This is a genomic window from Klebsiella sp. 141153 (assembly GCF_032601995.1).
In the GTDB taxonomy this organism is placed as follows: domain Bacteria; phylum Pseudomonadota; class Gammaproteobacteria; order Enterobacterales; family Enterobacteriaceae; genus Klebsiella; species Klebsiella aerogenes.
On record NZ_JAQIRJ010000007.1, the window covers coordinates 204,560 to 224,122 of the forward strand.

17 protein-coding genes and 1 tRNA gene are annotated in these 19,563 nt (G+C 53.7%); 12 read left to right on the forward strand and 6 right to left on the reverse strand.

What is annotated here, in order from left to right:
- Positions 1-3: 3 nt before the first annotated feature.
- On the forward strand, positions 4-867 hold the full coding sequence (gene yjeJ, locus PGS10_RS15780; protein WP_316423227.1) for a YjeJ family protein: 864 nt from the start codon (positions 4-6) through the stop codon (positions 865-867).
- Between the two features lie 42 nt (positions 868-909).
- On the opposite strand, the gene PGS10_RS15785 is transcribed toward yjeJ, so the two are convergent.
- The 3 genes from PGS10_RS15785 to PGS10_RS15795 form a co-directional block, all read right to left on the reverse strand.
- Positions 910-1,263: a DUF4156 domain-containing protein gene (locus tag PGS10_RS15785; RefSeq protein ID WP_015368664.1), complete on the reverse strand. Its 354-nt coding sequence runs from the start codon at positions 1,261-1,263 to the stop codon at positions 910-912.
- A 127-nt stretch (positions 1,264-1,390) separates the two neighbouring features.
- Positions 1,391-3,037, reverse strand: a complete 1,647-nt coding sequence (gene groL / locus PGS10_RS15790) for a chaperonin GroEL (protein WP_015368665.1) — start codon at positions 3,035-3,037, stop codon at positions 1,391-1,393.
- Positions 3,038-3,074: 37 nt separating this feature from the next.
- Complete coding sequence (locus PGS10_RS15795) at positions 3,075-3,368, reverse strand: co-chaperone GroES (protein ID WP_003855929.1); 294 nt, start codon at positions 3,366-3,368, stop codon at positions 3,075-3,077.
- Between the two features lie 231 nt (positions 3,369-3,599).
- Between PGS10_RS15795 and yjeH the strand changes: the two genes are divergently transcribed.
- Positions 3,600-4,847 (forward strand): L-methionine/branched-chain amino acid transporter, encoded by a 1,248-nt coding sequence (gene yjeH, locus PGS10_RS15800; protein WP_047050402.1) that lies wholly within the window; start codon positions 3,600-3,602, stop codon positions 4,845-4,847.
- 31 nt (positions 4,848-4,878) lie between these two features.
- Here the strand turns inward: yjeH and PGS10_RS15805 are convergent, their stop codons facing one another.
- Positions 4,879-5,349 (reverse strand): FxsA family protein, encoded by a 471-nt coding sequence (locus tag PGS10_RS15805; protein WP_015368667.1) that lies wholly within the window; start codon positions 5,347-5,349, stop codon positions 4,879-4,881.
- Positions 5,350-5,684: 335 nt separating this feature from the next.
- Between PGS10_RS15805 and aspA the strand changes: the two genes are divergently transcribed.
- The 9 genes from aspA (at position 5,685) to PGS10_RS15850 (ending at position 15,185) form a co-directional block, all read left to right on the forward strand.
- The gene (aspA, locus tag PGS10_RS15810; RefSeq protein WP_045380159.1) at positions 5,685-7,121 is read left to right on the forward strand and encodes an aspartate ammonia-lyase; all 1,437 of its coding nucleotides are present in this window, start codon (positions 5,685-5,687) and stop codon (positions 7,119-7,121) included.
- 116 nt (positions 7,122-7,237) lie between these two features.
- Complete coding sequence (locus tag PGS10_RS15815) at positions 7,238-8,539, forward strand: anaerobic C4-dicarboxylate transporter (protein WP_015368669.1); 1,302 nt, start codon at positions 7,238-7,240, stop codon at positions 8,537-8,539.
- A gap of 99 nt (positions 8,540-8,638) precedes the next feature.
- Positions 8,639-8,962, forward strand: a complete 324-nt coding sequence (gene cutA, locus PGS10_RS15820) for a divalent cation tolerance protein CutA (protein ID WP_045396450.1) — start codon at positions 8,639-8,641, stop codon at positions 8,960-8,962.
- Entirely contained in the window at positions 8,938-10,662 is a 1,725-nt protein-coding gene (locus PGS10_RS15825; RefSeq protein WP_316423229.1) for a protein-disulfide reductase DsbD, read from the forward strand. The genes cutA and PGS10_RS15825 overlap by 25 nt, the downstream gene beginning before the upstream one ends.
- 35 nt (positions 10,663-10,697) lie before the next feature.
- Positions 10,698-11,273: a transcriptional regulator gene (locus tag PGS10_RS15830; RefSeq protein ID WP_045396541.1), complete on the forward strand. Its 576-nt coding sequence runs from the start codon at positions 10,698-10,700 to the stop codon at positions 11,271-11,273.
- A 65-nt stretch (positions 11,274-11,338) separates the two neighbouring features.
- Positions 11,339-13,426, forward strand: coding sequence for a DUF1176 domain-containing protein (locus PGS10_RS15835; RefSeq protein WP_316423230.1), 2,088 nt, complete (start codon positions 11,339-11,341; stop codon positions 13,424-13,426).
- Positions 13,427-13,540: 114 nt separating this feature from the next.
- Positions 13,541-13,616, forward strand: a tRNA-Phe gene (locus tag PGS10_RS15840).
- 395 nt (positions 13,617-14,011) lie between these two features.
- Complete coding sequence (locus tag PGS10_RS15845; RefSeq protein ID WP_316423231.1) at positions 14,012-14,845, forward strand: RNase A-like domain-containing protein; 834 nt, start codon at positions 14,012-14,014, stop codon at positions 14,843-14,845.
- 13 nt (positions 14,846-14,858) lie between these two features.
- Positions 14,859-15,185, forward strand: a complete 327-nt coding sequence (locus tag PGS10_RS15850) for a contact-dependent growth inhibition system immunity protein (RefSeq protein WP_316423232.1) — start codon at positions 14,859-14,861, stop codon at positions 15,183-15,185.
- 61 nt (positions 15,186-15,246) lie between these two features.
- Here PGS10_RS15850 and PGS10_RS15855 read toward each other — a convergent pair whose 3' ends face one another.
- Entirely contained in the window at positions 15,247-15,666 is a 420-nt protein-coding gene (locus PGS10_RS15855; RefSeq protein WP_316423233.1) for a PerC family transcriptional regulator, read from the reverse strand.
- A gap of 199 nt (positions 15,667-15,865) precedes the next feature.
- Positions 15,866-16,432 carry a helix-turn-helix transcriptional regulator gene (locus tag PGS10_RS15860; protein ID WP_045396469.1) on the reverse strand — a complete coding sequence of 189 codons (567 nt, stop codon included), beginning with the start codon at positions 16,430-16,432 and terminating at the stop codon, positions 15,866-15,868.
- 650 nt (positions 16,433-17,082) lie between these two features.
- Between PGS10_RS15860 and pgaA the strand changes: the two genes are divergently transcribed.
- Entirely contained in the window at positions 17,083-19,530 is a 2,448-nt protein-coding gene (gene pgaA / locus PGS10_RS15865; protein WP_316423234.1) for a poly-beta-1,6 N-acetyl-D-glucosamine export porin PgaA, read from the forward strand.
- Positions 19,531-19,563: the final 33 nt, after the last annotated feature.

A 19,563-nucleotide genomic window follows, 5' to 3' on the forward strand; every position in this document is an offset into this window, starting at 1 on the left:
AATATGCAAGGAACGTTTATTGGTTTTAACACCGCCGGAATTACCTATGAAGACCATTTCATGGCGCTGCTGCTGAAAGTACAAAACCAGAATGGCCTGTGTCGGACATTCTATTTACAGGCGCCGGCGCTGGCTGACCTGCTTATGGTCCTGACAACTCGAATGTCTGTTTTCTTACAACGCTTGCAGCAAAGCGACGACACGCTGAAAGAGGAACTTATTGCCTACAATAATGAGCTCATCGCCAATACCCCAGCAGTCGATATGGCAGAGGTACAAAACCCGAATCCGGAGCTGCGGATCATGTCGATCACATTGAAACCGGGGGTAAATGAGTCAACGCTGATCCTGATGCTGCAGAACGAGCAAATCGCGACATTACGCATTGAAGACCGACAGGTAGAGGCATTGATTCTGGGTATCAATCAATCTCTAAAAATGGTTGCTGATACGAAATTAAATGAGTATCTGGCGCTGGCTCTGGATTATGTGCTGCTGTATACCGTCGATTTAACGACCCAACCAAACATTGAGTACCAGCAATATGCTCAGGAAGAGTGGAAGCTGAATTTGTTTAGCCACCATCTGGCCGTGTTATACAGCTACGAGCAGGAAGAAGGTAAAAAAGTACTCTCTGGCGCGGTGATTAAAACCAGCGCCGCGCATCAGTCAGATTTTGAAAAAAGTATCGTGCTGCGTCTGCTTGAAAAGAGTCAGAAGCTAAAACAGGTCCACAGCCAGCATACGCCGTATCAAATCTTCAGTAAGGTGATTCCATCCGCCCCGGGACAAATGCTAACCAGAGATGAATGTATGCTTTCGCTGCGTGAATTCTACGTGGCGACCAGAGCATCGCTTGAGGCATAAATTGTTAAGCACTCTCTGCGCAGGCAGAGAGTGCTTAACGCATCAGTTCGGGCACTTATAAACCTGGCCGTTCATCTGGCTATCGGTCGGGACAAAGCTCGACAGCAGGTTCTGCGTCGGGCTGCTCACGCCATAAATGACGTTACCGCCCATAGCCGCCGCCTGGTTACGTAGAGCATTCGCCGCGCCGCGCATAGAGCCGCCTTCATCGCCATTCTGGCCTGACAGCCAGTTGCTTTGCGTGCCGGTAGCCGTCCCTAACAGCTGACATTCCGTTCCTGGTTTATCTTCAACAAAACGCACGCTCTGGCCGCCTGCGGTTAATTCGTTGCTGGAACTGCAACCCGCTAACAATAATGCTGCGCCGACAATCCCTGCTAAATATTTTACCTGCATGTTATTCCCCAATGAGCTGGACGCACTGGCCCGGATGTAAACCTTATACTAAAAAGCCAGCAAAAAGAAAAACCCCCAGCCATTTCTGACCGGGGGTTTCTGCGTTTTTATGCCGTATAGCGCACGATTACATCATGCCGCCCATACCGCCCATGCCGCCCATACCACCAGCAGCACCTAAGTCAGGCGCATCGCCTTTCGGCAGGTCGGTCACCATGCACTCGGTAGTGATCATCAGACCAGCAACGGATGCCGCGTACTGCAGCGCAGAACGGGTGACTTTAGTTGGGTCCAGGATACCGAAGTCGATCATGTTGCCGTACTCTTCGGTTGCCGCGTTGTAACCGTAGTTACCGTCACCAGCTTTCACGTTGTTAGCAACAACAGACGGCTCTTCGCCAGCGTTGGAAACGATCTGACGCAGCGGCGCTTCCATTGCGCGCAGCGCAACTTTGATACCGACGTTCTGATCTTCGTTCTGACCGGTCAGGCCAGCGATTTTCGCCGCAACGCGAACCAGCGCTACACCGCCGCCAGCTACCACGCCTTCTTCAACCGCAGCACGGGTCGCATGCAGGGCATCGTCAACGCGCGCTTTTTTCTCTTTCATTTCAACTTCGGTAGCAGCACCGACTTTGATTACCGCAACGCCGCCGGCCAGTTTAGCCACGCGCTCCTGCAGTTTTTCACGGTCGTAATCAGAGGTCGCTTCTTCGATCTGCTTACGGATCTGAGCAACGCGGCCCTGAATCGCCGCTTCTTCGCCAACGCCATCGATGATGGTGGTGGTGTCTTTGTTGATAACAACGCGTTTCGCCTGACCCAGGTCTTCCAGAGTCGCTTTTTCCAGCTCCATACCGATCTCTTCAGAGATAACGGTACCACCAGTCAGAGTCGCGATGTCCTGCAGCATAGCTTTACGACGGTCACCGAAGCCCGGCGCTTTAACCGCAGCAACTTTCACGATGCCGCGCATGGTGTTAACCACCAGGGTCGCCAGCGCTTCGCCTTCAACGTCTTCAGCGATGATAACCAGCGGTTTGCCGGCTTTCGCTACGGCTTCCAGAACCGGCAGCATTTCGCGGATGTTGGAGATTTTTTTGTCAGCCAGCAGGATGAACGGGCTTTCCAGTTCAACGGCGCCGGTGTCCGGCTTGTTGATGAAGTATGGGGACAGGTAGCCGCGGTCGAACTGCATACCTTCAACCACGTCCAGTTCGTCTTCCAGACCGGTACCGTCTTCAACGGTGATAACGCCTTCTTTACCGACTTTATCCATCGCTTCAGCGATCAGTTTACCTACGGTTTCGTCGGAGTTAGCGGAGATAGTACCAACCTGAGCAATCGCTTTAGAATCGGAGCACGGTACGGACAGCGCTTTCAGTTCTTCAACGGCGGCAACGACAGCTTTGTCGATACCACGTTTCAGATCCATCGGGTTCATGCCCGCAGCAACGGCTTTCAGGCCTTCGTTAACGATAGCCTGAGCCAGTACGGTTGCGGTGGTGGTACCGTCGCCTGCAGCGTCGTTCGCTTTAGAGGCAACTTCTTTCACCATCTGCGCGCCCATGTTTTCGAATTTGTCTTCCAGTTCGATTTCACGAGCAACGGATACGCCATCTTTAGTGATGGTCGGCGCGCCGAAGGATTTGTCCAGAACAACGTTACGGCCTTTCGGGCCCAGGGTCACTTTAACTGCATCTGCCAGTACGTTTACGCCGCGCAGCATTTTTACACGAGCGTCGTTACCGAATTTTACGTCTTTTGCTGCCATTTCTTTTATTCCTCAAATTCGTTCAGGGTCGTGCGAATTACGCTTCAACAATTGCCAGAATGTCGCTTTCGGACATGATCAGCACTTCTTCGTTGTCGATCTTCTCAGACTTCACGCCGTAACCATCGTTGAAAATCACGATGTCACCAACTTTAACGTCCAGCGGCTGCACAGTTCCGTTTTCCAGGATGCGGCCTTTACCGACAGCGATGATTTCGCCACGAGTTGATTTAGCTGCCGCAGAACCGGTCAGAACGATGCCGCCTGCAGATTTGGTTTCAACTTCTTTACGTTTGACGATCACACGATCATGTAACGGACGAATACTCATTGATAGCTCTCCTTCGAGAAAGTCATTATCAGTTATGGATGGCGCCGGGCCGTAAACGGTTTCCGACTAGTGCAGAGAGAGATGGGGATGGCCATTTACCGCTTCAAGGGGAAAATTAAAAAAAAATTTCCGCCTGTGCGCTGACGCGCAAAAATATTCGCGTGTCGGCCGCGCTTTCTGGCGCAAGGGGTTGTGATAACATCGTTTTTTTGCCGCGCGCAGGATTGAGTCATGAGTGGTTTAAAACAGGAGCTGGGGTTAGGTCAGGGAGTCGGGTTACTTTCAACATCACTACTGGGAACCGGCGTATTCGCCGTACCGGCGCTGGCGGCGCTGGTCGCAGGCGATAATAGCCTGTGGGCGTGGCCGGCGCTGATTCTGCTGGTTTTTCCCATCGCTATCGTGTTTGCCGTGCTTGGGCGCCACTTTCCCAGCGCTGGCGGCGTGGCTCATTTTGTGGATATGGCGTTCGGCCCGCGTCTGGCGCGGGTAACCGGTTGGCTGTTTTTATCGGTGATCCCGGTGGGCTTACCCGCCGCCTTGCATATCGCCACCGGTTTTGGCCAGGCGCTGTTCGGCTGGCACGATACTCAGCTGCTGCTTGCCGAACTCGGCACGCTGGCGATCGTCTGGTGGGTGGGTTCACGCGGCGCCAGTTCCAGCGCCAATCTACAGACGCTGGTTGCGGTAATGATTGTCGCGCTGATCGTCGCCATCTGGTGGCGCGGCGGCATAAACCCGGCGCAGATCCCTTTCCCGCAGCCTAAAGATGTCGACACGTCGCAGCTGTTTGCGGCCCTATCGGTGATGTTCTGGTGCTTCGTCGGCCTGGAAGCCTTTGCTCATCTGGCATCAGAGTTTAAACGTCCGGAGCGCGACTTCCCCCGAGCGCTGATGATTGGCCTGGTGCTGGCTGGCACCGTTTATTGGGGCTGTACGGTAGTCGTTCTGCATTTTCGCGCCTTCGGTGAGGAAATGGCGGCGGCGGCTTCGCTGCCAAACATCGTAGTGCGACTGTTCGGCGTGCAGGCGCTGTGGGTTGCCTGCGTAATCGGCTACCTCGCCTGCTTCGCCAGCCTTAATATCTATATCCAAAGTTTTGCCCGCCTGGTCTGGTCGCAGGCGCAGTTCAAACCGGAGAGCTATCTGGCCCGCCTGTCGCCGCGCCAGGTACCGCGCAACGCGCTGAATGCGGTCTTAGGCTGCTGCGTACTCAGTACGCTGTGCATTTACTGGCTGAACATTAATCTCGATGCGCTTATCGTCTATGCCAACGGCATTTTCATCATGATTTATCTGCTGTGCATGCTGGCGGGATGCCGACTCCTGCACGGTAAATACCGTGTGCTGGCCACGGTGGGAAGCGTGCTATGCCTGCTGCTGTTGGCCATGGTCGGCTGGAAGAGTTTGTACGCCATCATCATGTTGGCGGTGCTGTGGTTCGCCTTGCCAGCACGCTCACCTTCAGCAAACAGATAACAAAAAACCGGCGCAGGCCGGTTTTGTCGTTTTAGCGGTCGTCTTTGTGATCCAGACGGTCGCGTTCGTCGTCTTTGCGCTGGAACTCCCCTTCGAAGGTGTCTCCGTTGCCGGCGCCGGCGCTAAAACCGCCGCCCGGCATCCGGCTAAAGCGCAGATACGGCATCAGTTTTAAGGTCATCAGCTTTTGCACCGGCGGCAACAGCAGCAGCAGGCCGAGGAAGTCGGTAAAGAAGCCTGGGATCAGCAGCAGAAGCCCGGCGATAATCAGCGACACGCTTTTAATCATTTCTGCGGCAGGGCTTTCGCCAGCCGCCATTTTCTGCTGCATCAGCATCAGGTTTTTGAAGCCCTGGTTGCGCACCAGCGACATCCCCACCACCGAGCTAAAGATAACCAGGATCAGCGTCAACAGCACGCCGAGCACATGCGCGACCTGGATAAAGATCGAGATCTCGACGTAAACGTATAAGAAAAAGGCAATAAATGGGATCCAACGCACCGGCGTCTCCTTCAATCGGCCGTCGTCGCAGACGCCCGTAGTGATAAATTTGCTATTCGCGTCATAGGAATGTGGGGTTGGCGCGCCATTTTTCAATCAACGGCAACGGCATTTTTTTCAAAAATAGTAAAGCGGTGACTCATTTCACAGATTAATAATTCTTATCCGCCGCGCTATATAATAAGTGATCAAGGTTACTGAACTTCGCTATCATCAGCATATGATCGTGGGCACCGGGCCGGTTAAGGAAATAATCTTCGGTCTGAAAATACGCTAAATCCTATAAATTCTGTGTATTTGGTGAATTCATTGGCAGCTTGAAAAAGAAGGTTCACATGTTAAACAACATTCGTATCGAAGAAGATCTGTTGGGCACCAGGGAAGTTCCAGCTGACGCATACTATGGCGTTCATACTCTGAGAGCGATTGAAAACTTCTACATCAGCAACAACAAGATTAGCGACATCCCTGAGTTTGTTCGGGGCATGGTGATGGTGAAGAAGGCCGCCGCGCTGGCTAACAAGGAACTGCAAACCATTCCTAAAAGCGTAGCGAACACTATTGTCGCCGCATGCGATGAGGTGCTGAACAACGGTAAATGCATGGACCAGTTCCCGGTTGATGTGTTCCAGGGCGGCGCGGGCACCTCCGTCAACATGAACACCAACGAAGTGCTGGCGAATATCGGTCTGGAACTGATGGGCCACCAGAAAGGTGAATACCAGTTCCTCAACCCTAATGATCACGTCAACAAATGCCAGTCCACTAACGACGCCTACCCAACCGGTTTCCGCATCGCGGTCTATGCTTCGATTCTCAAACTGATCGACGCCATCAAACAGCTGGGCGAAGGTTTCCAGGCAAAAGCCGTCGAGTTCCAGGATGTCCTGAAAATGGGCCGCACGCAGTTGCAGGATGCGGTGCCGATGACCCTCGGCCAGGAATTCCACGCTTTTAACGTTCTGCTGAACGAAGAAACCAAAAGTATTCTGCGTACCGCAGAACTGCTGCTGGAAGTGAACCTCGGCGCGACCGCTATCGGGACTCGCCTGAACACCCCTGACGGTTATCAGCAGCTGGCGGTACAGAAACTGGCGGAAGTCAGCAACCTGCCGGTCGTTCCGGCGGAAGACCTGATTGAAGCGACTTCTGACTGCGGCGCGTATGTGATGGTTCACAGTTCGCTGAAACGCCTGGCGGTCAAACTGTCCAAAATTTGTAACGACCTGCGCCTGCTCTCTTCCGGCCCGCGCGCTGGGCTGAATGAAATCAACCTGCCAGAACTGCAGGCCGGTTCCTCCATCATGCCGGCAAAAGTTAACCCGGTGGTGCCAGAAGTGGTTAACCAGGTGTGCTTCAAAGTTATCGGCAACGATACCACCGTAACCATGGCCTCCGAAGCCGGTCAGCTGCAGCTGAACGTTATGGAGCCGGTGATTGGCCAGGCGATGTTTGAATCTATCCACATCCTGACCAACGCCTGCTACAACCTGCTGGAAAAATGCGTGAACGGCATTACCGCCAACAAAGCGGTATGCGAAAGCTACGTCTACAACTCCATCGGTATCGTGACCTACCTCAACCCGTTCATCGGCCACCACAATGGCGATATCGTCGGCAAGATCTGCGCCGAAACCGGTAAGAGCGTACGTGAAGTGGTACTGGAGCGCGGGCTGCTGACCGAAGCCGAGCTGGACGACATTTTCTCTCCGCAAAACCTGATGCATCCGGCTTATAAAGCAAAACGGTATACCGATGAAAGCGAACAGTAAGCTTTCAGGGTAAACTAACCAAAGGCATGTCAGTAATGACATGCCTTTTTGCTTTTTTGGGTTTACGAAACGACAACAATTCAATATCAACTTGTTAAAAAACAAGGAAGGCATATATGTTTGGTGCAGAGCTCGTGGTTGTCTTGCTGGCAATCTATTTGGGGGCCCGTCTGGGAGGCATTGGTATCGGCTTTGCCGGTGGCCTCGGCGTCCTCGTCTTAACCTTAATTTTTCAAATTCCACCCGGGGCAATCCCCTTTGACGTCATTGAAATTATCATGGCGGTTATCGCCGCTATCGCCGCGATGCAGGTCGCCGGAGGGATGGACTATCTGGTCAGCCTCGCCGAACGTATGCTACGCCGCCATCCCAAGTACATTACCTTCCTTGCGCCGCTGGTCACCTGGTTTATGACCGTGCTGGCAGGCACCGGTCATACCGCGTTCTCTACCCTGCCAGTGATTACCGAAGTGGCGAAAGAGCAGGGTATTCGCCCTTCCCGCCCGCTCTCCATCGCCGTTGTCGCTTCGCAGATTGCGATTACCGCCTCGCCGATCTCCGCGGCAGTGGTCTTCTTTGCCGGTATTCTCGAACCGCTTGGCGTCAGCTACCTGACGCTGCTGGCGATCTGCCTGCCGGTTACCCTGATTGCCGTCATGCTGACCGCCGTCGTCTGTAACTTCCTCGGCTGCGAGCTGAAAGACGACCCGGTATACCAGGAGCGACTGGCAAAAGGGGAAGTGAGCCTGCGCGGCAGTCAGGTCTTCGAGCTGAAGCCGCATGCTAAACGCTCCGTTCTGCTGTTCCTGGTGGGCATTGTCGCGGTCATGTTCTACGCTACCGCCATCAGCGACACCGTCGGCCTGATCCAGAACCCGGTGCTGCCGCGTAACGAAGCGATCGTGGTCTTCATGCTGACCATCGCCACGCTGATTAGCATCACCTGTAAGATCGATACCGGCGAAGTGCTGAACGCCAGCACCTTCAAGTCCGGGATGAGCGCCTGCGTCTGCGTGCTCGGCGTCGCCTGGCTTGGGGATACCTTCGTCAAAGCACATATTGCCGATATCCAGACGGTGGCGGGCGATCTGCTGCACAACTATCCGTGGCTGCTGGCGGTGGTGCTGTTCTTCGCGGCTACGCTGCTCTATTCACAGGCCGCCACGACCAAGGCGTTAATGCCCGCCGCACTGCTGCTCGGCGTCACCCCGCTGACGGCAATTGCCTCATTCGCCGCGGTCTCAGCGCTGTTCGTGCTGCCAACCTATCCGACCCTGCTGGCCGCGGTCGAAATGGACGACACCGGTTCCACGCGTATCGGCAAATATGTCTTTAACCACGCCTTCCTGATCCCGGGCGTCATCGCCATTACGCTTTGCGTGATCCTCGGATTCATCTTCGGCGGCCTCATGCTGTAAGATCGTTAAAAAGGGGCCAGTGAAGTAACTGGCCCCTTTGGTTAATCTCTCCGCATCATGCATGCTATAGTGCCTCTTTTCGCTGATACGAGGTTCACGATGACTACGCCTGATGCTGTTGTTGTACTCTGTACCGCGCCGGATGAAGCGACCGCCCAGGATCTGGCGGCCAAAGTGCTCGGAGAAAAACTCGCCGCCTGCGCCACCATCCTGCCGGGAGCGACGTCGCTCTACTACTGGGAAGGGAAGCTTGAGCAGGAGTATGAAGTCCAGATGCTGCTCAAAACCAATCAGACCCATCAGCAGGCGTTACTGGACTGCCTGAAGTCCCATCACCCGTATCAAACCCCCGAACTACTGGTCCTGCCGGTTACTCACGGAGACAACGATTACCTCTCATGGCTCAACGCATCATTACGCTGATCCTGCTACTGTGCAGCGCATCGGCCAGCGCCGGGTTGTTTGACGCCCCCGGGCGCTCAAACTTCGTGCCTGCCGATCGGGCTTTCGCCTTTGACTTTCAGCAGAATCAACACGACCTCAACCTGAGCTGGCGCATCAAGGATGGTTACTACCTCTACCGTAAGCAGATCACGCTGACGGCAAAAGATGCGGCGATCGTCGAACCTTCGCTACCGCCTGGCGAATGGCATGAAGACGAGTTTTACGGCAAAAGCGAAATTTATCGTCAGCGCCTGACCTTGCCGATTACCCTTGCGGAAGCCAGCAAAGCAGCCACGCTGACCGTCACCTATCAGGGCTGTGCCGACGCCGGGTTCTGCTATCCGCCGGAGACCAAAGTCGTGCCGCTCAGCGCGGTGCTCGCCGATTCCGACAAGGCGCAAGCGGCCAAACCATCAGCGCCCGCCGCGCTCCCGGCCAGCGGCAGCCAAACCGGCGCGGAGCCCGCGTCGCTGCCATTTTCGGCGTTATGGGCGCTGCTGATTGGTATCGGTATCGCCTTTACGCCTTGTGTCTTGCCAATGTATCCACTGATTTCCGGGATTGTCCTCGGCGGTAAGCAGCGCTTATCAACGGCACGCGCCCTGCTGTTGGCCTTTATTTATGTCCAGGGGATGGCGGTTACCTATACCGCGCTGGGGTTGGTCGTGGCCGCCGCCGGTCTGCAGTTTCAGGCCGCGCTGCAGCACCCTTACGTATTAATTGGGCTGTCAGTGGTATTTATCGCGCTGGCGCTGTCGATGTTCGGCCTGTTTACGCTGCAGCTGCCTTCATCGCTGCAAACCCGACTGACGCTAATGAGCAACAAGCGCCAGGGGGGCTCGCCTGGCGGCGTGTTTGCAATGGGCGCCATCGCCGGGCTTATCTGTTCCCCTTGCACTACGGCCCCGCTTAGCGCCATTCTGTTGTATATCGCTCAAAGCGGTAATCTGTGGCTTGGCGGCGGCACGCTGTATTTATACGCGCTGGGAATGGGGCTGCCGCTGATCCTGGTGACCGTGTTCGGTAACCGTCTGCTACCGAAGAGCGGGCCGTGGATGGCTCACGTCAAGACCGCGTTTGGCTTCGTGATCCTCGCGCTGCCGGTCTTTTTACTGGAGCGCGTGATCGGCGAAGCCTGGGGTTTACGCCTGTGGTCTCTGCTTGGCGTCGCCTTCTTCAGCTGGGCGTTTATCACCTCGCTTGGCGCGAGCAAACCGTGGCTACGGCTGGTGCAAATCGTCATGCTGGGCGCCGCGCTGGTTAGCGCGCGTCCGCTGCAGGATTGGGCCTTTGGCGCACCGGCCGTCCAGCAGCAGGCGCATCTGGAGTTTACCCGCGTCAGCACCGTGGATGAACTCAACCAGGCGTTAGCGCAGGCCAAAGGGAAACCGGTCATGCTCGATCTGTATGCTGACTGGTGCGTGGCCTGTAAAGAGTTCGAAAAATATACCTTTAGCGCTCCTGAAGTGCGACAGGCCCTAAAAGAGACCGTTCTGTTGCAAGTGGATGTCACTAAGAACAGCGCGCAAGACGCGGCCCTGCTGAAGCATTTACAGGTGCTCGGCTTGCCGACGATTCTGTTCTTCAACGCGCAGGGAGAAGAGCAGCCCGCGCAGCGCGTCACCGGGTTTATGAATGCTGCGGCATTCAGCGCCCATTTGCGCGATTGGCAACCGTGAACGACACTTGAGGAGGATAAATGGAGGAGACTACCGTGCAACGTGAAGATGTCCTGGGTGAAGCCATACAAATTCTCGAAATCGAGGGTATCGCCAACACCACGCTGGAAATGGTCGCCGACCGCGTCGCATATCCGCTTGATGACCTCAAGCGCTTTTGGCCCGATCGCGAAGCGTTGCTCTATGACGCCCTGCGTTATTTAAGCCAGCAGGTAGACGCCTGGCGTCGCCAACTGTTGCTGGATGAGACGCTGAGCGCAGAACAAAAGCTGCTGGCGCGCTATAGCGCGCTGACCAAATGCGTCAGCAACCACCGCTATCCGGGCTGCCTGTTTATCGCCGCCTGTACTTTCTATCCGGATGCTCAGCACCCGATTCACCAGTTAGCGGAACAGCAGAAGCAGGCGTCACTGGCCTACACGCACGAGCTGCTGACCCTGCTTGAGGTGGATGATCCGGAAATGGTCGCCAAGCAGATGGAATTAATCGTCGAAGGCTGCCTGAGCCGCATGCTGATCAAGCGCAGCCAGGCCGACGTCGATACCGCCCAGCGTCTGGCGGAAGATATTCTGCGCTTTGCCCGCTGCCGGATGGGCGGCGCGCTCACGTAATTCGGATTTCCGAACCCCTGCAAGGCGCATATAATTCCCTGACACTTTCTGTGGCAGGGATTTCTATGCGTCCACTTCTCTGGGCCGCCGTACTGGGGCTTTGTTCGACCTCGCTGATGGCCGCCCCTCCTCGCGGTTTCTCTTTCGCCTACAAAGACTGGGAAGTCGCCTGCGATAATACCGGCACCTGCCGGGCTGCGGGCTATGGCGCGACAATGGGCGAAGTCAGCGTCCTGCTGACACGCAGTGCAGGCGCCGGGCGGCAGGTAACCGCGCAGGTCACGTTTGCGCAGACCGAGCACGATATTCCGCCAGATGCCAGCGTAAATCTGTTTATCAACGATAGCGATCGTGGGACGCTTGAGGCTATCGACGATAACCATTTTCACTTTGACAGTACGCAAACCAGCGCGCTTATTACCGCCCTGGAGCAAAACGCGAAAATCGAACTGGCGCTCAATGGCCAGCGCAAACGCCTATCTAACGCGGGCAGCAGCGCGGTATTCCTTAAGGTCGATGAATTCCAGCAGCGGATTGGCACCGCCGATGCCCTGTTACGTAAAGGCGACAGCGATGAGAGTGCCGTCCTGCACGCCATTCCCGCGCCGGAGATCCTTAGCGCGCCGTTTATTCACAACTCCCAGCCCGTTGCGTTAACAGCTAAACAACAGCAGAAATGGCTGCCGCAATTGGAAAGCGCGCTCAACAGCCGTTGTGATGACTGGCAAAACGCCGATATTCCGGCCAGCGAACGGCAGATCACCGTCACCCCGCTGGATAAAAATCACTCGCTGCTGCAGACTCTGTGCTGGCGCGCCGCCTATAACGACGGCTACGCGATGTGGGTTGTCGATAACACACAGGCCGCCAGGCCACAGCTGATAACCACTGATGCCTCCAGCTATAACGATGGCGTAATGACCTTCTTCAACAAAGGGCGCAGCGTCGCCGACTGCGTTAATGGGGAAGAACGTGTGTGGGATGGCAAAACCTTTGTGCAAAGCCTCAAGTACAGCACCGGCATGTGTCGGGAAATCACCCCTGGCGGAACCTGGCAGCTTCCCACCTTCGTCAGCAAGGTTATTCCCCGCAAGCAACGAGAGGCCGATATACTCGCGCTGAAGACGTTGCACGACGCGCTCCTAAAAGAGCAAAAACGCAATCCGGAACTCGCATTAGAGAACATTGCGGAACAGTTTCCGCTCAGCGGACACATCAGCCACTTTACCCTCACCTATGCCGACGACGCGCCGGTCTCAACCACCAAGCCAGCGGCGGATATCAGCGACGATGAGTGGCAGGCGTTTTTACATTCCGATATCAGCGCCGATTCGGAAAACGGCAAAGTCAGCTTCACGCTTATCGACCTCGACGGCGACGGCAAACGCGACCTCATCATCGATAGCTATGTTGGCGGTACCGGCCTGTTCAGCTATACCGGCGTGCTGAAACGCGGCGATAGCGCCTTTGAATCGGTGAACGATGCCGACAGCAATGACGACGATAACTTCGATGCCGGCGTGCCCGGCGCCCTTTACTCTATTAACGATCGCGGAGCGAACCAGTGGGGCCGCTGGGTCAGAATCAACGGCCAGGTTTACGTCCTGTGGTTTAACGGCGTGTTTGGGGAAGATAATCTCTATCTGCTGCGTCCGTTTAACCAGAGCGACCTGACGCCGGCCATCACCATCCGCTACCGTTATAACCTCAATATCATCAGCGCTGCGGAAAACGAGCAGTCACCCACCCCAGCCTTAAACGATAAAGATAAAGCGGGCTTATTGAAGTCATTGGACGTCATGCAAGGTAGCCTGCTAAAGGATAAACCTGCTGACGATAACGATGAGCCGATTTGTCCTGTTCCCCCCGGTACCGCTAAAGATGATGCGGACAACTACTATGGCGGCGTTGCGGGGCACTACACCGTTGAAACGGTGGCGTGGATCCCGGTGTGGCTCAACGATAAATGCTTTATCGGCACGATCTTCAGCCATCATGGCGCCTATCGCCACGGAGTGGATGCCATCCTAACCATCAGTTCGCCACGAGATGATGAAGAGATCGTTGGCGATTACGACATCTCCGGAAAACGCCATGCCATCGCCATCACCAGCGGCTGGAAAGTTCGCGAAGGCGATAATGGAGTGATGTGATTTTAAGCAAAACGCGCCTTTTGGCGCAGAATTGCCGCAAAGATAAGCAATCAAACAATAAATAGAGAAATTTCATTGACGCAGTGGGCGGATTACGGTTTAATGCGCCCCGTTGCCCGGATAGCTCAGTCGGTAGAGCAGGGGATTGAAAATCCCCGTGTCCTTGGTTCGATTCCGAGTCCGGGCACCACTTATTCAGAGAACCCAGCCTATGGCTGGGTTTTTGCTTTTCTACGGCCTACCGCGAACCGTATGCCTGATAAGCACAGCGCCATTAGGCATTCAATGCCCATCGTTTTTACCTTTAACTTCAGCCATCGGTTATTCATCACTAACGCAGGCCTTCAGTTCGGATGTGACATACTGCATTGAGTCACATAAAAACGTTAAGATGAATCTTCGTTTCAGCCGCCCCTCTTTATAAGCCACTTACGCAAAATAATAGTGCCAATTTATCTTCAACCCACTCTAATCAGAACGTATTTGAGAAAATAAGAGCAATAGTAGCTTATCCGGTAATGAAAATTCATGCTAATGACTGTTATGATTGTGTCGAATATTTAATCACAACAGGAAGTCTGTGATATGCAAGAGAATAACGGAATAAGAATGGCTCTTTCTCCCGTACAACTAGCCGCCGTTCTGGCCGATAAATCCGTCAGTGAGGGGGAAACACTTAGTAATCGCCTCTGGGGAGGTCTAGGATTGGCCAACGGTCTGGTTGAAATGTTTGGTGCCGGAGTCATGTGCATAGCCCCCGAACCAACAATGATCACTAAAATCGGGTGTGTCATCGTGGGAACCCACAGCCTGGATACGATACAGGCTTCCTTTCGTCAGGTATGGACCGGTAGGCAGGTCAGTACCGATACATACAATTCTGTAGTATCTCTGGCCGAAAGTCTGGGTTCCGATCACCAAACTGCCGTGAACGTTGGAATGACTCTGGATCTTGCAATTCCTATGGGATTTGCGCTGACAATGGGTGCTATCCGCGTTGCTTCTATACGTGGAGGACGGATAAAACTGGCTGAACATGAATTTTTGAGGAGTCGCTCATCAGGTGGCCATACTCTCCAAAATCATGTTGGCAAAACGCCAGAAGGGCTGAGAATGAGACTGGATACTACTCCCCGATTAAAGTCTGTCAGTAGTTTCAAAAGTACCAGTGAAGCTGAGCGCTTAGTATCAGCCGTTATTCAGGACAATAAAACTCAGATAGAGATGTGGGTAAGACATCTACCACCTGGGATGAATGCAAAAATGCAGTTGGATCGCATATTTGCGAACCAGACGGGAATATTATTATTCAAAGGTGCGAAAGAAGTAACTACTTGCTACAAAGTCCGGGTGGTCATCGAGTTTGCGCACTGGCATGGAAAACCCTATTTTGTATTGACAGCCTTTCCTCTACCCTGAACACGGTTTGTACATGACAAAAATGAACCTGAATGAACTTAACGGCTTTATCACGGTTTACTTCGGGCAGGATTATGACCTTATCGATGATAGTGATGAGATCGACCCCAAAATTGACGCATTTATCGCCGATAGTCATCTCGCCATAAAGTATGGCCTTATCGCAGACATTGACCTTCTGCTGAAGGAAGCAGATAACCCGGAAGAGGAATTCAGGATGCGCTATGGTTCAGACTTTGATCCTCACCTGTGGGGAACAGATGCCCTTAGCTTCCTGAAACGGGTAAGAGATAGAATTAGTCATTCCCTGAATGAGGCGGAGCCGACAGGCCGTCAGTAACCCGCGGCTTCCTTACCACACTATCGGTTTGATCTGATTCAGCGAGATGTCGCCGAAAACGCTAGCGCCGCGTCGCTTTCTTTTTAGCAGGAAGGCGGAACACTTCGCCATTCGGCTTGGCAATCCCCATACGGTACTGCGTCTCTCTGGCAGCCTTATGGATATCAGCAAACTCCTCTTTACGCGCCGGCGGCAGCTTCGCTTTTTTCAGGCATTTATTGCGGTGCATCCTTATCCATTCGCGATCGTTGTCATCGACGCACGTCTGCATCACATCCACCCAGCGCGAAGCAGCCCGGCGATACAATCCGCGAGCTTCCAGAGATTCGGCGATACTGTCCTTGATCATTCGATAATTTCTCTCACGTATGCTAGCTAATTTGCGTATATAAATATAACCACGCCATTCGAAGAAATAATGAAAGAAAACCCCGGTAATTTGATCCACGATAAATCTATGCCAACTCAATATTGAGAGCATTTATAATATTAATTGCTGTGTGCATTAAAACTGCCGAAGCAGTAAGTACTTCCAAAGAGCATTTTTATCATATACCGCGGGTTATCATCTGAGTCATTCCTGAACTACGGTTATACCTATCAATGATTGATTAAATTAAAATAATACCGTTGTTTAGTGGCTTGTATGTAGATAGCTTACTCTGCATTCATTTCCCTTTTTATCGCTTCGGCGCGGGACACTCGAGCAGTCTATTTTTAAAAATAAACAGACAGGCTTCATTAAAGTTAGCCAGCCCCAGACGTTCATAAAGCTCAATGCGCTTGCGATACAGGCTTTTCACCGAAGTATTAAGTACCCCAGCTATTTGCTCCATGGTCATCCCCGCTCTGAGTAAAGTCAACGTCATATGTTCCTGCGGTTTCAGGCTGAAATTCTTGAGCCATTCTCGGGTCAATCGCTTACTCTTCACGTCAAGAAACAGGCTAAATAAATTAGCCATATCCGTCGGCGTCAAAGACATGTTGAGAAACCACTTTAAGCTCAGCAAATGCTCTTCCCGATGGCGCATATCAAGCATAATACAGCAGATACGTTTACCCGCTTCCGCTGCGCCAGGAATAAGATAATCGTAAAAACAAAGCGGCGCCCGACTATCCACCAGCACCGAAAACTCCTCGGCATCACTCTCAAAAAGCTTACGCTCTATCGAATGTAACTGGATGATATCTGGAAAGAAAATCCTCACCCCTTCAAAGAGATAGTGATCCTGAGTTACTAAAAACATTGTCGTTGCCACAAATCATCCCTTTAACAATAAAGCAACAAAACCCCTCCAGGGAGAATATGCACAGCGCCTGGTAGCGTGCTGACTATGGCGAGCCAAATAAAGCATGTGATTGTCTTTTAGTAATCCCCCAATCTCTCCATCTATAGTGAACGCTCCACTCCACTATCCTTACGTCATTTCTTAATTATCTGTGCTCAGGCTAATTATAAATAAAAAACTCGCACAAAAAAGAAGCTTTTCTACTATTGAGAATTTTTGTCAAAAATCGTCTTAAATATCTACAGCAACCGCCTGACATTATGCATGAAAAAGCCAACCAAAAACATTAAAACAGAATTTCGGACACCATTTAACTTTTTTCAATTCAGTAAGTTATGCGTAACATAAGACAATTAATTAATTCATTAAAGGTCAATTTCCAGATTTATCTTAAAACTACAGGCCTATTATTTGGCATATTTTCAGGCAAACATATCAGGTGTACATTAATCGCCACCCCGTTATCGCGAGGAGATATTTTATTACCTTAAATAAGTAATCGCAGTCGCGTACCGTCAGGTAAAAACTCATTACCCCATCCTTTTGCATTCAGCTAAAAGGCCGACGTGTTGTGCAATGGATTCTTGATGGACATATGGTAAATAGTTATGGGAAGATCAACTCGTTTCAATAAGTTATTCTTTTATCGCCGCACGACATTCTCGCTTTCAATTAGTTTATTGTTGTTAACGCCTATTCTGGCTCAGGGGGCTGAGTCGATATATGATCGGCATGTGCTACAGGCGCGTGAAGGTAATTACTCCCCTTTTCTCGATTATCTTCAGCAATATCAACAACAACATGCTTTGACGCCTGAGCAAGTCGCCGACTGGCTTCAAATTGCCTCCTGGGCTGGACGTGATGAGGAAGTAATCCAGGTCTGGCAGCGTTATCAGGTTTATATGGCGCTACCGGCACGCGGTACGGCGGCAGCGGCACAGGCTTTCCGTAATCAAAAACGGTGGTCTTCAGCGCTGGCGCTCTGGGATCAGGCAATTGGCCAGCAGCCGATGAACGACGATTATCTTATTGGTCGGATTAAAACGCTGGCCGATGCGCGCCATGACGGGCAGGCGCTAAGTGAAGCCCGCCGCTTGGTCGCCACCACCCCCAGCGCCGCTCACCTGCAGACGCTCTCCTACGTCTATTTACGTCAGGGAAAAAGCTGGGACCAGCTGCTCACCGATATGCGCGCGCAGGAACTCGCGCCGCAAAACAGAGAAACGCTCAATAGCCTGATTGATAGCCTGAGCAGCAATCGCATCAATTCGCCTGCGCTGCAATGGTCAGCGAAAACCACCTTAACGCCCGCGCAGCAGCGAAAGCTAGAAATGGACGCGGCGGCGGAGTGGGTACGGCTGGCGCACACCCCGGCCCGCGGTGAACAGGAGCGCTTTCGCCTCGCGCAAACGGCGCTCAACCGCTACGACGCGCTGTTCGCCCGTTGGCGTCAGGAGCCGCAGGCCGCAGAGGATCTTGCCCGCGCGCGTATTGACCGCCTCGGCGCGCTATACACCCGCGGCTATTACGCCCAAGTCATTAAGGAATATCAGTCGCTGACCGCCGCTCAACAGCCCGTCCCTGACTGGGCCATCGGCTGGGTTATCTCCTCTTATCTTGCACAACAAAACGTCGAGGCCGCGCTGGCGATCGCCCGCCAACATCCACTTTACCGGCCGGACCCGCAAGATGATCAGCATGAATTATTTTATGCGCTGCTGGATAGCGGCCAGTATCAGGCCGCCCGCGAGTATCTCGCTAAAGTGACGAATGGCGTTCCCTACACCCGCCGCCTTTACGGCTCGCCGACGCCGCAGCCAAACGACCCGTGGCTGAACGCTCAATCGCTGAAGGTACAGTATCTACTGAGTACTAACGCGCTGCCGGAAGCCGAACGGCTCTCCGACCGACTGGCCACCACCGCGCCCGGTAATCAGGGGCTGCGCATTGACTACGCGGCGATACTACAGGCGCGTGGTTTACCCCGCGCCGCCGAACGGGAACTGAAAGCGGCGGAAGCGTTGGAGCCTTCGAACATCCCCCTCGAACGTCAGCAGGCCTACGTGGCGATGGATCTTCAGGAGTGGCGGCAGATGGAGCTATTAACCGATGACCTGCTGGCGCGCAGCCCCGAAGACCTGAGCACGCAAAAATTAGCTCGCGCTCGCGAGGTGCACCATATGTCGGAACTGCGCCTTAACAGCACGCAAGGGATCCACTCGGATAACCCGGTCAGCGGTAGCCACGACTTTAGCTGGGATGCGGCGATTTACGGCCCGCCAATCGCGGATAACTGGCGACTTTTCGCCGGTAATCGCTTCGCCAAAGGGAATTTTGATGAAGGAAAAGGCTCCAGCCGCCAGCTATTTGGCGGCATCGAATGGCGCCCGCGCGATGCCTGGGCTGAACTGGAAATCTCCAACAACAATTTCGCCGGCGACAACAAACCCGGCGCCCGACTTTCCGCCTGGCAAAGCTTCAACGACAACTGGCAAATTGGCGGCGAGGTCGAACGTCTGTCGCGGCAGACGCCGCTGCGCGCGCTGCGTAACGGTATCAGCGCCAACCGCGGCGAGGGCTGGGTTCGCTGGTATCAAAACGAACGACGCGAATATCGCTTCAGCGCCGCCGCCACCCGCTTCTCCGACCACAACCGTCGTCAGGAATATACAATCTCCGGCAAAGAGCGGCTCTGGCAATCGCCAACCATCACGCTCGATCTGGAACCTGGGCTCTCCGCCAGCGTCAACAGCCGGGCGGATACCCTGTACTACAACCCGAAACGCGACTTCGCCGCCACCTCGGCGCTGGTCGCCGATCACGTCATGTATCAGCACTACGATACCGTCTGGAGCCAGCAGCTTGCGGCAGGCGGCGGCGCCTACTGGCAAAAAGCGTATTCGACCGGCGCTATCGCCATGCTCGGCTACGGCCAGCGTATTCGCTGGAACAACGTGATCGACACCGGCGTGATGCTGAACTGGGACAAGCGTCCCTACGACGGCAAACGCGAAAGCAATCTCTCCATTGCCCTTGATGCGAATTTACGGTTTTAAGGATAAACATGGTCAACAAAAGTATCCGCATCA

Bases quoted from the DNA above. Each gene is read 5' to 3' on its own strand.
- yjeH (WP_047050402.1), top strand. From the start codon at position 3,600: ATGAGTGGTTTAAAACAGGAGCTGGGGTTAGGTCAGGGAGTCGGGTTA.
- PGS10_RS15795 (WP_003855929.1), bottom strand. From the start codon at position 3,368: ATGAGTATTCGTCCGTTACATGATCGTGTGATCGTCAAACGTAAAGAA.
- PGS10_RS15860 (WP_045396469.1), bottom strand. From the start codon at position 16,432: ATGTTTTTAGTAACTCAGGATCACTATCTCTTTGAAGGGGTGAGGATT.
- groL (WP_015368665.1), bottom strand. From the start codon at position 3,037: ATGGCAGCAAAAGACGTAAAATTCGGTAACGACGCTCGTGTAAAAATG.
- cutA (WP_045396450.1), top strand. From the start codon at position 8,639: ATGACTACGCCTGATGCTGTTGTTGTACTCTGTACCGCGCCGGATGAA.
- pgaA (WP_316423234.1), top strand. From the start codon at position 17,083: ATGGGAAGATCAACTCGTTTCAATAAGTTATTCTTTTATCGCCGCACG.
- PGS10_RS15785 (WP_015368664.1), bottom strand. From the start codon at position 1,263: ATGCAGGTAAAATATTTAGCAGGGATTGTCGGCGCAGCATTATTGTTA.
- aspA (WP_045380159.1), top strand. From the start codon at position 5,685: ATGTTAAACAACATTCGTATCGAAGAAGATCTGTTGGGCACCAGGGAA.
- PGS10_RS15835 (WP_316423230.1), top strand. From the start codon at position 11,339: ATGCGTCCACTTCTCTGGGCCGCCGTACTGGGGCTTTGTTCGACCTCG.
- PGS10_RS15855 (WP_316423233.1), bottom strand. From the start codon at position 15,666: ATGCTCTCAATATTGAGTTGGCATAGATTTATCGTGGATCAAATTACC.
- PGS10_RS15845 (WP_316423231.1), top strand. From the start codon at position 14,012: ATGCAAGAGAATAACGGAATAAGAATGGCTCTTTCTCCCGTACAACTA.
- yjeJ (WP_316423227.1), top strand. From the start codon at position 4: ATGCAAGGAACGTTTATTGGTTTTAACACCGCCGGAATTACCTATGAA.
- PGS10_RS15850 (WP_316423232.1), top strand. From the start codon at position 14,859: ATGACAAAAATGAACCTGAATGAACTTAACGGCTTTATCACGGTTTAC.
- PGS10_RS15825 (WP_316423229.1), top strand. From the start codon at position 8,938: ATGGCTCAACGCATCATTACGCTGATCCTGCTACTGTGCAGCGCATCG.
- PGS10_RS15815 (WP_015368669.1), top strand. From the start codon at position 7,238: ATGTTTGGTGCAGAGCTCGTGGTTGTCTTGCTGGCAATCTATTTGGGG.